The 13,306-nt window shown below is 35.9% G+C and carries 10 protein-coding genes; 3 read left to right on the top strand and 7 right to left on the bottom strand.

The genetic code is table 11. The features are described 5' to 3' along the window. The first annotated feature begins 133 nt into the window (after nucleotides 1-133). Nucleotides 134-1,750, top strand: coding sequence for a cytochrome c biogenesis protein ResB (locus ABMA70_RS00790; RefSeq protein ID WP_392992118.1), 1,617 nt, complete (start codon nucleotides 134-136; stop codon nucleotides 1,748-1,750). Then, nucleotides 1,747-3,258 (top strand): cytochrome c biogenesis protein, encoded by a 1,512-nt coding sequence (locus ABMA70_RS00785; protein ID WP_392992120.1) that lies wholly within the window; start codon nucleotides 1,747-1,749, stop codon nucleotides 3,256-3,258. The genes ABMA70_RS00790 and ABMA70_RS00785 overlap by 4 nt, the downstream gene beginning before the upstream one ends. Before the next feature lie 30 nt (nucleotides 3,259-3,288). Here ABMA70_RS00785 and ABMA70_RS00780 read toward each other — a convergent pair whose 3' ends face one another. The 6 genes from ABMA70_RS00780 to ABMA70_RS00755 all read right to left on the bottom strand — a co-directional run bounded on the left by ABMA70_RS00780 (nucleotide 3,289) and on the right by ABMA70_RS00755 (nucleotide 9,673). Next, nucleotides 3,289-4,509, bottom strand: coding sequence for a hypothetical protein (locus ABMA70_RS00780; RefSeq protein WP_103217093.1), 1,221 nt, complete (start codon nucleotides 4,507-4,509; stop codon nucleotides 3,289-3,291). Between the two features lie 111 nt (nucleotides 4,510-4,620). Continuing rightward, nucleotides 4,621-6,483 carry a hypothetical protein gene (locus tag ABMA70_RS00775; protein ID WP_392992122.1) on the bottom strand — a complete coding sequence of 621 codons (1,863 nt, stop codon included), beginning with the start codon at nucleotides 6,481-6,483 and terminating at the stop codon, nucleotides 4,621-4,623. A gap of 101 nt (nucleotides 6,484-6,584) precedes the next feature. Beyond that, nucleotides 6,585-7,004, bottom strand: coding sequence for a hypothetical protein (locus tag ABMA70_RS00770; RefSeq protein ID WP_103217091.1), 420 nt, complete (start codon nucleotides 7,002-7,004; stop codon nucleotides 6,585-6,587). 65 nt (nucleotides 7,005-7,069) lie between these two features. After that, on the bottom strand, nucleotides 7,070-8,164 hold the full coding sequence (locus tag ABMA70_RS00765; RefSeq protein WP_392992123.1) for a hypothetical protein: 1,095 nt from the start codon (nucleotides 8,162-8,164) through the stop codon (nucleotides 7,070-7,072). Between the two features lie 8 nt (nucleotides 8,165-8,172). Further along, the gene (locus ABMA70_RS00760) at nucleotides 8,173-9,072 is read right to left on the bottom strand and encodes a LysR family transcriptional regulator (RefSeq protein WP_103217089.1); all 900 of its coding nucleotides are present in this window, start codon (nucleotides 9,070-9,072) and stop codon (nucleotides 8,173-8,175) included. 85 nt (nucleotides 9,073-9,157) lie between these two features. Continuing rightward, nucleotides 9,158-9,673: a hypothetical protein gene (locus tag ABMA70_RS00755; RefSeq protein ID WP_146037784.1), complete on the bottom strand. Its 516-nt coding sequence runs from the start codon at nucleotides 9,671-9,673 to the stop codon at nucleotides 9,158-9,160. Between the two features lie 214 nt (nucleotides 9,674-9,887). Between ABMA70_RS00755 and ABMA70_RS00750 the strand changes: the two genes are divergently transcribed. Further along, complete coding sequence (locus ABMA70_RS00750; protein ID WP_392992124.1) at nucleotides 9,888-10,979, top strand: hypothetical protein; 1,092 nt, start codon at nucleotides 9,888-9,890, stop codon at nucleotides 10,977-10,979. 58 nt (nucleotides 10,980-11,037) lie between these two features. Here ABMA70_RS00750 and fusA read toward each other — a convergent pair whose 3' ends face one another. After that, entirely contained in the window at nucleotides 11,038-13,203 is a 2,166-nt protein-coding gene (gene fusA, locus ABMA70_RS00745; RefSeq protein WP_392992125.1) for an elongation factor G, read from the bottom strand. Nucleotides 13,204-13,306 lie beyond the last annotated feature (103 nt).

Genomic DNA, 13,306 nt, shown 5'->3' with positions numbered 1-13,306 from the left:
TTTTTGAAAACTTTTTGAAATCCATAGCCTCTCTTTACCAACTATGCTATTTAATTTAGCAAAGGAAAAAGGCTAAAAAGCAATGATAAGTAACAAGTTCAATTACAAGTACTTTGAGCGTTCGATTGGCTCAATGAAATTCGCAGTTTTTATTATCTCACTATTTTCACTTGCAATGATTGTAGGAACATTCGTTGAAAGTTATTACGGAACAGATTTTGTTGGAAGACTTATCTATAAGACATGGTGGTTTATGGCCATCCAATTCTTCATGGGCCTAAGTATTCTATTTGCGGCATTAATCAGACTTCCAGTTAAAAAAAGACTTTACGGATTCTATACAATTCACGCCGGCCTTATCATTATTGGTATTGGCTCTTTTGTCACATATATCGCAGGTATCGACGGGACAATTCACTTACAACCAATGAGCCCATCGAGGCAAGTTGTTTTAAATGAAGATGTAATTGAGATCACTCGTCCAGATGAGAATACAAGAGCTGTTCTTCCCCTACCTTATAGTGCATTTGATAGTAGTATTGATGTTACATATAAAGAAATTGAAATTAAAGAGTACATTCCATTTGCTGATAAAGTTATGCGTTGGCAGCCGGCCAAAGATAGCGTAAATGACTCTGAGAATATGCATTCATCAAGCTATATCATCTCTAATGATAACGTGGCCCAAGACTTCACTCTAAGTCTTCATCCTGAAGCATTTGATTTTCAAGCCTCTCTAAGCATGGGACTTCTAAGCATCACTTACTTACCAAAGACACTTGCTCCATGCTTTTCTACACCAAGTGATAGTGGATTAATTCTATGGGACTCAAGAACATCTCAATGCTACACAGCTGAAGAGAAAAATATCAAGGTAGAAGAGACAGCAACAAATAAACGATTCTTTGTCATTAAAGATGGAGAAAATGTTTACTCGTTTCTTCCAGACTTAAGCCCATGGGCACTTGATCAAGAATTAAAGCCAGCAATGAATGCTCCAATTAGAGTATTTTCAAAAAATCTTTTTAAAGAAAAACCGAACCTATTCCTTTTTGGAGATTCAGCATCTTTCTTTGATAAGGATGCAGATAAATGGGTAAGCCAAAGTTTTGATGGCCAAGGCCTAATGTCACTTCCTTGGATGGGCTTTACTTTAAAACTTGTACGTAATGAACAAAATCTTGTTCCAACAATGGTTCCAGAATCAACTCTTCCTATTCAGCAAAACGGAGGCCTTGTAAAAGGTATTACGAGAGCTGCAAAAATCCAAGTTAGAGACAAGGAATATTGGCTAACAGATGACAAGCCTGTTTCTGTTCTAATCGATGGTGTAAAGACTAATGTTTACTTAACAAAGAGATCGTTTCTTCTACCATTCGAGTTTACGTTAACTCGATTTAAGATGGATAAAGACCCTGGTACTAACCGTCCAGCGAGTTATGAGAGTTTTGTTAACTTATTCACAGACGGAGAGACATCTCCATATCATATCTATATGAATAACCCCCTTAAGTATGATGGCTTCACATTTTACCAGGCCTCTTACTCACAGGACCCAGAAACTGGACAATATAGTTCAACCCTATCAGTTAACCTTGATCAAGGACGCTGGATTAAATACCTAGGCTCAATCCTACTCGTATTAGGCTCTCTATGGCATTACTACTTAAATTATCGCCCAAAGAGAAAAACTAAGGACCTATTAGGTCTTGAAGTAGCAGATAATGGCCAACTAGGAGATAAGAAATGATTAAGATACTACTAAGTTTACTTATTGCAACAAGTACACTTGCAAACGTTAATTTTTGTAATGATGAATTAGGTAAGCTTCCAATTCTTCAAGATGGAAGAATTAAGCCGCTTACTGTACATGCAAAAGAAGTAATTCATCACCTAACAGGAAAGTACAAGGCAAAAGGATACTCATCAGTAGATACATTTTGTCTTCTTAGTTCTAAGGCATTTGGCCTAGAGGCCCCATTTAAGCTTGAGTCAAAGATTGAACACAAGAACGCAAAGGAACTTCTTGGCGGCAAGAGTTCAATGGCACTTGATGACTTAATCGATGAAAATGTAACGATTAGAATGGCCTACCAGAAAGAAAAGGTTGAGTCGGGTTACAAGAAGGAGCTTAATAGACTCCTTAACAAGATCGCTCTTTATCAAGATATAACAAGTGGGAACAACTGGCAGTTACCTGTAAAAATGGGTAATGAGATAAGCTGGGAGCCTGTAACAAACTTTCTAACAAAAGAAAAAGTAGACGCTCTAGCGCAAGTATCTTCAACTCCATTTAAAGATGTATTTGCTAAAGCAAAGAAAGACTATATCGAAGTTAAAGGAGAGAAGTATTTAACAGAATTCTTATTCGATAAGCTACAACTAACTAAAATCGCTTTCGCTCTTACTTTAATTGGCTTGGCAGCATTAGTTCTTTTCAAGAAATTTGGTGTAGCTCTTGCTCTATCAACACTTACAATCATTGTTCAAACTGTTTATATCGCATTAAGAGTTTATATTTCAGGACGTGCGCCAATTACAAATATGTATGAAACAGTGATCTTTTCAGGCTATGGTGCTCTACTTCTATCGATGATCATTGGTCACCTGAAAAATGAAAAGACTTACCTATACATGGGACTTGCATACAACCTATGTACACTTATGATGATTACATTTGCGACAAATATGGTTTCACCATCGATTAGTCCACTTGTTCCCGTTCTAAGAGATAACTTCTGGCTAAGCACACACGTTACGACAATTATCATGTCTTATGGTGCCCTTGCTCTTAGTTGGATTCTAGCAAATACAATTCTTTTCAAAAGAGCTTTCACAGACTTTAAAGTTGAAGATGAGACATATTATAACGATCTAATCTATACGACTCTTAAATACGGTATCATCATGCTTGCAGCAGGAATTATCCTTGGTGGTGTATGGGCCGATTACTCTTGGGGACGTTTCTGGGGATGGGATCCAAAAGAGACATGGTCATTAATTGTACTTTGTATCTACATGGCAATCCTTCACGGAAAGTATACAAATTGGATCACAAATAAGAGCTTTTCAGTACTAGTTGCAGCAGCTTTCATGAGTGTAATGATGGCATGGTTTGGAGTTAACTACATCCTAGCAACAGGACTTCACTCTTATGGATTCTCTCAAGGTGGTGCCTACTTCTTAGGAACATTCTTTGCAGTGCAAACGATCTTTTTAATTCTAACAGTCATAAAATCAAATCATAAAGCAGCATAAAAAAAGGGCCTTCTAAGAGGCCCTTTTTTATTACATAAATGGATTGATATATTGAGATCTAATTTCTTGAAGCATAAATTGGTCATCATTCATTTCGAAGTATCCAATTAGCGCTCCTTCAGTGATTTGTTGCTGCTTATAGTATGACTTAATAAAACCATCAACATTATCCTTAATAATTGCAGGAAGTGGTACAAAACTTAGGCCAAGGCTAGCAAGAGTAAGTACGCTTCTAAGTCTCTTTACACGATTAGGACGATCAAACGAGTAAGCAATCGCTGGAGACTTATCAAATGTATGATTACCGTCGAATAAGTTAACGATAACTCTTTCGCCATCTAGTGTTACCTCTTGGAAACCATAGTTAATTCTTTCGCCAACCTCTGAATACTTTGACTTATAAGATCTAAAACGATTTGTAGCTGTTCTAAATTGAGAATAAAAGCTTGCTGTTCCATATCTTGACCAGTTTAACTTAGCACTATTTGACTCCCAAAATGCAATCCAATCAATTCTTGATTCATAGATAGAAGAATAAATAAGATCAGCTTCTTCCTTAGATAGACCAAGCTCCACAGGAGTTGCAAATTCAAGATAATGTAATAGAAGGTTTTGGTGATAAAAGCGTCTTGTTCTAAAAAGCTTTTCCGTCTCTGTAATTACATAAAAAGCTGTATTTAGAGCTGGAACAGTTGATAAACGCTTACGCGCTTGATTTAGCGCCCAATTTACAATCTTATAAGTTACATTTTTACGATAAAAGAAAGTTGCATTATCAGGCTTAGCAATTATTGTTGGATCAATATAATAGAAAGCATCTTTAATCTTTGAACCAAACTCTTCAATTAAGTTATTAAAGTTTTCATCAGCAAAAATTGCATTGAAGTCAACACCTTCAAATGCACGCATAGATGTAACAACTCTTTTTACATTTTTTTGAGTTTGAAAATCATTTCCTAAAAAGCTGTGACCAGTTTCAAATAGACCTTCAACTTCTGCTTCATAATTTCCAGTTAAGCCACTTTGCGACATCAGGGCCTGTTCATTTAGGATTGAGTTTTTAATATACTCAACATAATCCTTGAATTTGAATTGTGTACGAATAGTACGGTCTCTTACAGCAATAAGCTTTCCAGAGTCATCTCTTTCAAAAGAGAATCTATTATTGAATTTCTCATTTACTGTATCTGAATTTAGCGCAAGAACATTGCTCGATACTAATAGCATCAATGCTAGCATTAGATTTCTCATTATCTTCCTCCATGAAAATATCCTTTCATTTTAATGGCAGTTGGAAAATAAATCACAAGATGTAAGAAAAGAAGAGAATGTTTAGCAACTTAGTTGAACAAACTACTCAGACTACTGTCCTGATTTTTTAGTGATAGCAGCATCAAGATCATTTAAAAGATCCATATTCTCAGGGGCCGTATTCTTAAGCTTTTCTTCCTTAAGAGCTTGCTCCTGCGCTTCAGCCTCGGCCGCGGCCTCTTCTTCAGTTAGACCGGCCTTTCTTTGTTCTTCTAAGAATCGAGCATTGGCCTCTTGCATTTCAAGTGCTTCTTTTTCTCGGATCTCTTTTTTATGTTGAGTGTAGATATCATTTACAAATTGTCGAAGACGCATCTTTTCTTTTTCGCCAATGGCGTGTATCAGCCCCTTATATTTGTAAGTATTGCCGTCCTTGATAAAAACATTACCATCTTGAGGAATGATTTTTACTGCAAAATTAAAAGGATGAGTTAGATAGTAATTCCCTAGAACAAGTTCTTGATCTAAAGAAAAGAAACATATTGATTCAGAAATTTCAATTAACTTAGCGTCTCTTATAATTAGAGCATGACTTAAAGGTGACTTTTTACTAATGAAGTATTTAGGTGGATCAAAGTATGACTTATTCAATTTAGCATACTTAATTGGATCTTTCTTTCTTAATGCTGCAATTTTAGTATTAAGCTCTTGTTCTTCTTTAACAAGGCGTCTTTCTTCTAACTGATGTACCATTTGAGATAGAACATTCATACCAATCATTGTTGGATTTACGAGAGCAAATTGATAATTAAATCTTTCTTGAAAGGCCTTTGAATCATATCGATCACAATTTATGACGATAAAATAAGGATTGTTATCACTTAATTTTTTAATATTGCTAATCGCATCTTTAAGAATCTCGTCTTGCCTCTTGTGGAACTCTTCAAGATTTTGAGCAACATTGGCCATCTGCTCTACATCTTGATTATCCTTAGCATCCTCCATCTCAACATCTGAAATAAAATCAGGATAACAATAGACAATTATATCTGGATTTAAACGGCCCACATAAGTATAGTCCTGATCAAATTTTTCATTGATACGGAAAACAAAATCATAAGTATCGATTAACTTTTCACTTTGCTTGAAATAATGTAATTGAGGATCGACCATAAATAGCTTTGTACGCTTTTGTGACCCATATGAAGAGTTATCATTAACCCAAGACTTAAACGTTTTACCAATCTTTAGTTTTTTATTAAGCTCATCTTCTGATAAATCTTCTACATTAAAACTAAAGCTTCCATCTTCACGCTTTACAGGATCAACGAATAAATACTCTAACTCTGACCAGCCATTTGCTCCATAATAGATATTATCAAACCCGTGCTTGCGAGCAATGAAGTAATTTGTCGCCATTAAATTCTTTTCTAAAGAATGCTCGACTTCAACAAGCTTACCTTCTTGTGCGATATTATTACTTTCAATGTGCATTGTGCTTAGTCCGTAAAAACCAACACGAGCAATCTCTTTTAATTTAATAGGTGCTGTTAATTTAGCTAAAGCAAACTCTGAAGAAACAGCTTCTGAAGGATAGCGAAGCTTATAAGGGTGGTGTACAACATCGTGAACTTCAATCCCCTTAACAAATACGAAGTCAAAATGAATTGATATTAATTTTTTAACTTCATCTAAATTACTAACAATTGCAACGACAGGTATCGATCTAAAAAAATGAATTCTTTTAAGAATCATTCCTAAATTATGTCCAAAAACTTCTTCTTTCTTTATGTCGATATAGATAATTGAAGGGGCCAACTCAAAGAGATCATAAATACAAAGATTGATATTTTTCTCATTATAAGAAAAATGATGAAAACTCTTTTCTTCATCAGGATAAGTCTTGGCGTAAACTTTCTTTAGGTCATCCCAATAACCAAGATCCTGTCCTAGATAAGCAATCTTTTTTGACACAAATTAGCTCCAGCAAATTAATCTTATCTACATGATATCATGTTTTAAAAAAGAGTACACAACATATTGGTTTTACAGGGATTATAAGTTTGACACAAAATCTAAACTTCAAAGTCATCATAATTTTGACCATAATACTCGTCATATTCTTTCGTAAAGAATCTTCTGACAAAATATTGGCCAACTCTGATAGTAGAAATGAATCCAAAGTTTTCAAGCTTAAGAATTGATTGATGAATTTCCTCTAAAGATATTTGAAGCCTTTCAACTATTTCAGACAAAGACATTAGTTGAGAGATTCCATGTTCACGATATGGATTTGTTTTCGCCCAAACACGACGATAGAGATACATTAAAACAACTATTTCAACTCTTGTTAAACGATAGTTAACAAGAATCTCATCAAAAAATATTTCAGGGATATCAGAAAACGTAGGAATAGGATAAGAGTTCGTATCGATCTTACTTGAATCAACTTCTTTATTTTTATGAGTTGCAATTATTGAATGTATGTCAACCATAACTCCCCCAAGAAGGATTTTCCTTCTTTTATTATGACATGAAATTCCTGTAGAAATCTAGTGCATTATTTATTTAGGAGGTTTTTGCCTAGCTCACTTTTGGCCAAAGAGCTGATTGCCTTATTTCTAGCATCTTTCGAACGATGTTCACTTAAATAACTTCTTATCTTTGTAAACAAGTCGTAGTTTTCTAGTCTACTATCATCATCTAAACGACAAATAGAGTTGATAAAATCGATTCGAGATTCGATGCTATCACATTTAGAAAGCTCTTCTTTAGCATTGATAAAGCTTAAAATTTTCTTGTATTGGTTTTTCTTAATAGCAAAGAAAGAGTAAAGTTCTTCACTAAAGCCTGCATAGTTATACAAAACAACTTCCTCAATCGAGTGTAGATCATTTACAAGATAATGATTCTCTAACAAAGGAAGATCCTTTAGAGCAATTGGTAGTTTTATATTAAAACGTTTTATTAATTTCACTAGTGTTTCAACAAAAAGCTGACAATTAATGCACTTTGATGATTCATATTTTAGATAATGAAGAGAAATTTTTCTCAAATCAAACTTTCGATAATTATCATCTTCAATAATTTTAAATCCTGTATTGATACTAAAGCGAATTGTTCTAAGAAGCCTTACAGGATCATTAAAGAAATCGGAATCAATATAATTGATCTCCTTATTTTCAATATCTTTAATGCCTTCAAATGGATCGATGGTGTTCAACTGAATTTCGTCATTAACGATATTAAACTCAACACCAATGGCATTTAGCCTAAGATCTCTTCGTTTAAATGAATCAGCATAGCTTAAATTACTAGAGAAAAATGGGGTAAAGTTCTTATGACCTATATCTTCATTAAATACTTCAAGACGAGCAGACGAGAATTCGATTTCGGCCTCACCGAGATTGATACGAAAAACTCCCATTCCAATATACTTGGCCTCAGGAAAGCTTTCAGTTAGAAATTGAATCCAACTCTCCCCTTCGTAGCGATCAAGATGTCTGATTTCAAAATCAAAGTCTGTAGATTTCTTACCAAGATACCAGTCCCTAACATTTCCACCGACAAGACAAAGCCTAAAGCCTTTTTCCCAACTCTTTCTAATGAAAAGTTGTATCGAGTTTGGAATATTAGAGAGGTCATATTTCTTCATAGCAGAGTCTAAAGAAATGGATTTACCTCTTTAGTAAGCATTTCAATTGTCTTTCTAATACGTACTAGCTCTGTCGATTCCTTATGATAGACAATGTAGAAACGGTCATTAGAAACTTCAAATGCTTTGCCTAAAGTTTCGATTTCATCACTATAGTACCAACGTTTTAAAACGTGATTAGGAACAACAGCGATACCAAGGCCACTCTTTACGGCCTGTAGCATATTTCCATGTGAGTTAATTGAGTAGCGAACATTTACCTTTTTAGGCTTCTTCCCATACTTTGCAACACACCAGTTATAGTAAAGACGATCACCTTGCTCAAAAAGAACAGTAGGCATCTTAGTGAGCTCATCAAGAGAAGTTTGCTCAGTTATATTAAAAGGATTCCCTTTCGGATAAACAAGAGTAACGGCCTCTTCACTTAATAGTAGCTTCTCACCGGCCTTCGGTAGTGCTCCTTCAGGAAGCACTAAAAAGTCGATTTTATTTTCTTCAAAACTTTTAATTAGGTCTTCTTGGAAACCTAAAGAAATATGAATTGAAAGGTCTTTCTCTTGCTCAGCAAATGTTAGAAGCTCGTTAGCAAGCCAGGATTTACCAACACCGGTAAGTGTCCCAATACGAATCTTTCCCTTCATTTCATCTTTATTATCTTTAATCTGGACAAGAGTCTCATCCATATCATTTAAAAAGTTAGTCGCAAGCTCATAGAGCTTCTCACCTTCTTGAGTTAGAACAACTTTCTTACCAGTCCTCTTGAAGGCCTTAACGCCTATTTTAGTCTCTAAATTCTTAACTGATTGAGAGATAGCAGATTGAGTCACATTGAGATCCTCAGCTGCACGAGAGAAGCTTTCAGCACGGGCCACGGCCACGAGAGTTTGTAATTGGCTTGTTTCTAACATAATTTCAACCTTATCTTAAGTATAAGTTATACCTTATACCAAAAATGAACATTTGTAAATAAGAACTCTGTCAAATAATTGTAAATTAGAAGAAAAACGTTACTCCAAAAGAATGATTTGTAATAACCGGAGTAAGCAGGTTCATGAAAGATATTTGAAAGTCCTTATCTTTGTAAAGACTAAAATTTACTTCCGCACCTACGATTGGAACAAAGTAGAAGTCACCAATATTAGCAAAGTATGCACCCTCGCTAAAATCGAAACCATTTTCATCGAAGTGATAAAACCCTACAGTTCCATTGATCTCTACATATCTATTGCGGTAAAAGTTATAGCTTTGGGTTACTCCCCAAATTGGCTCACAGTACGAATTCTCACCAACAAGTAGTCCAGTGGACCAGTCATGGGCATAGTTGAATCGTACTGAGTGCAATTCATTAAAAATTACTCCACTACCTTCTGATAACTCATTACATAGTGGTCTTGCATTAGGCCCTGTTGGCTTTTGAATATGCGGTGTAATGCCTCCATAAATATATGTAAGATTCATTGCGTATGCATTAGTTGCGACCAAGAATAGAGCGATAATAAGTTTCTTCACATGGATATATAAAGCAATGCTAGTGCCAATTTATTATAAGGCATTCAATCACTTAGGCCGTCTAAAAAATGAACACTATCGCAAAAGAGTCAATAATATAAACGCTTTTATAAGATGACATTAAATTTGAAATGAGTTCTGTCTTATTACTTAACACGCTAGAAATTTCTACATCAAACAAAGAATAGAAACTATTCCACTGTATATTTATCAAATGATAAAAATAAAAAAACTATTCATCACATCACTAACACTCCTATCAACAACAATTTATGCAAATGATTGCCAAGAGATACGTCTTGATAATGGAGAGAATGCTCCTTTTAAAGACCTCCCTATACACGACCAAATGTATGGGAAGAAGACAGACTCTCAAATGTGTTATGCATTTGCTGGCTCACAATTTATTGATGCTGTTATTCAAAATGATATGAAAGCAAAAGGGCATATAACTTCCCCTATCACGACAGCTTTACAAACAAAGCTATCACCAACAAGAGACAATGGAAGTAGCGTTAATCTCCTTTCGAATATATCAAGAGGGGCCGGCCGCTCAGGCCTTGGTGTCGGACAAATTAATATTCTCTTTAAACAGATGAAGCAAGGATATAGCTGTGATCAAAACTTTCTTACGTCAATTGGAATCAAAGACCCTAATACTTTTTGGGAGCCGTTTGTTTACGAATTCTATGCAAATAAATCAATTGAAGAAAAAGTTTCTACTTTAAAAAACGAACTAAAACTTCGTGGTGTAGCAGATGAATTCTTTAATATTGTTGAAGATGAAACGTTGGCCCAGGCCGTTTCGAAAAAAGGTTTTTACTTAAGAGAACAACTTGTTTTTGAAAAACTATGTGAAGGCCACAAGATAAACTTAAATCTGCCAGAGCTTGAATACCATGACTACTCTCCAAGTGACATTGGTTTTCATGAAACTGATGAAGAATTCAAACAGCGATTTCAAGTTGATGAAATTAACCAAAACGCTATCCAAAACATAAGTGATAGTCTTGAATCAGGAAACAACTTACCAGTTATCGTCGATATCTGTGCAGAAGTTTTAACAGAAAAAAACAAAAGTTTTAAACGCTCTCTTCCTGCTATGAATGGAAGTTGTAGCAATCACTCTGTCCTTGTTATTGGACAACGTAAGGCCCAAGATAACTCATGCCAATACCTTGTTAGAAATAGCTGGGGTGATTATCGTAAATATGATCAGGCCTGGGAAGTTGATGAGAAGGGACAGATCTGGGTTGATGCTAAAACACTTTCGAGTAGTATCCTAAAAGTAATTCACGCAAGATAAAAAAAGGGCCGTATAAATACGGCCCTTCGAATATAAATCAATATTTTTAAATATCGGCTTAATCTTCGTTCGCAAGTTTCTCTTTACGTTCTTTCATAACTGTCTCTTGGATGTTTGAAGGACAGTCTACGTAACGAGCAAATTCCATCGTGTATGATGCTTTACCTTGAGACATAGATCTTAGGTCATTTGAGTAACCAAACATTTCTGAAAGTGGTACTTCAGCATTGATGATAACTTCTCCACCTGGATCAGTTTCTGAACCTTGGATCATCCCTCTTCTTGAAGAAAGGTCACCAATTACAGAACCTTGGAATTCATCTGGAGTTGTAACTTCAACTTTCATAACTGGTTCCATAAGAACTGGTTGTGCTTTGTTGATAGCTTGTCTCATCGCTTGTCTTGCAGCAATACGGAATGCCATATCTGAAGAGTCAACGTCGTGTGACTTACCGTCTCTTAAGAATACTTCACAGTTAATAACTGGGAATGCAGCAAGAGGACCTTTATCCATAACGTCTTGGAAACCTTTTTCACAGGCACCGATGAATTCGTTAGGAATCGAACCACCTTTAATTTCGTTATTGAATTTAAATACTTGATCTTCTTTGTCCTTATCTTCATCAGATAGAGGTCTAAGTAAACCAACAACTTGACCGAATTGACCAGAACCACCTGTTTGCTTCTTGTGAGTATAATCAAAAGTAGCTTCAGTTCTAATTGTTTCACGGTAGTTAACTTGAGGAGCACCAACTTGTACTTCTGCACCGAATTCACGCTTTAATCTTTCTACGTAAATTTCAAGGTGTAGCTCACCCATACCAGCGATACGTGTCTCACCTGATTCTTCGTCAGTGTAAACGTGGAATGTCGGGTCTTCTTTAATGAATTTAGCAAGACCTTTAGACATCTTCGCTTGCTCGTTCTTATCCTTACAAGAAATCGAAAGCTCGATAACTGGGATTGGAACGTGGATACCTTCAAGAGAAAGGTTTAAGTTATCGTCGTTACCTACGAATGTATCCCCTGATGCACAGTCGATACCAACGATAGCAATGATATCACCAGCGTGTGCTGAATCGATATTCTCTCTATCGTTAGAGTTCATACGAACCATACGTCCGATACGTACTTTCTTACCAGTTCTTGTATTATAAACAGTATCACCCTTATTTAGTGTACCTCTATAGATTCTTGTATAAGTCAGCTGACCGAATTGCTCATCAGTGATCTTGAATGCCATAGCAAGTAGGTCACCAGCTGGATCAGGAATGATCTCAATCTTAGAGTCTGTATCTGCATCTTGTGCAGTTGGAAGTGCACAAGTAAGAGGTGAAGGAAGGTATCTTGCAACCGCTTCAAGAAGTGCTTGAACACCTTTATTCTTGAATGCAGATCCCATAAATACAGGAGTAAGTTGAAGTGATTGAACACCTTTTTTAATACATAGGTGAAGTTGTTCTTCTGTTGGCTCATTACCTTCTAGGTATGCTTCCATAACATCATCATCGTACTCAGCTACAGCGTCGATCATTTCAGCTCTTAGCTCTTCCATTTGATCTACTAGATCAGCTGGACATTCTTCGATTCTTACGTTTTCACCGTTATCACCATCAAAGTAAAGCGCTTGCTTAGTTACTAGGTCAACAACACCTGTGAACTGATCTTCTGCTCCAATAGGGATTTGCATAAGAACAGCATTGTGGTTTAGTTTTTCCTTAAGAGCGTCACGGCCATTAAATGGGTTTGCTCCCATACGGTCCATCTTATTTAAGAAGGCCATTCTTGGAACGCTATATCTTTTCATCTGTCTATCTACAGTGATTGACTGAGACTGAACACCTGATACAGAACAAAGAACTAGAATTGCACCATCAAGAACACGTAGTGATCTTTCAACCTCAACAGTGAAATCAACGTGACCCGGAGTATCGATTAGGTTAATACGAGTGTCTTTTTCAACACCGTCAGCAAAAGTTGTCCCTTTACCGCTAATACCTTTCCAGTGTGCTGTCGTAGCAGCAGATGTAATTGTAATCCCTTTTTCCTTCTCTAGTTCCATGTGGTCCATAGTTGCACCAGCTCCACCACCACGAACATCTTCGATTTTGTGGATCATGTCACAATAAAAAAGGATACGCTCTGAAAGAGTAGTCTTACCAGAGTCGATGTGCGCCGAAATACCGATGTTTCTCGTTTTCGCCATCAGCTTGTTGTTAATCATTCTTAACTCCGTTTTGAGGTTGTTAATATTTAATTGAGTCCAAATAAAAATGGATGACCAAATTTATAAAGTAACGTTCATAAGATAAAATAATCAGTGTTGC

This window comes from Halobacteriovorax sp. XZX-3, from assembly GCF_043196495.1.
Classification (GTDB): Bacteria; Bdellovibrionota; Bacteriovoracia; order Bacteriovoracales; family Bacteriovoracaceae; genus Halobacteriovorax_A.
The sequence above is the reverse complement of the archived record's forward strand: the minus strand, read 5'-3'. Positions and strand labels throughout refer to the sequence as shown.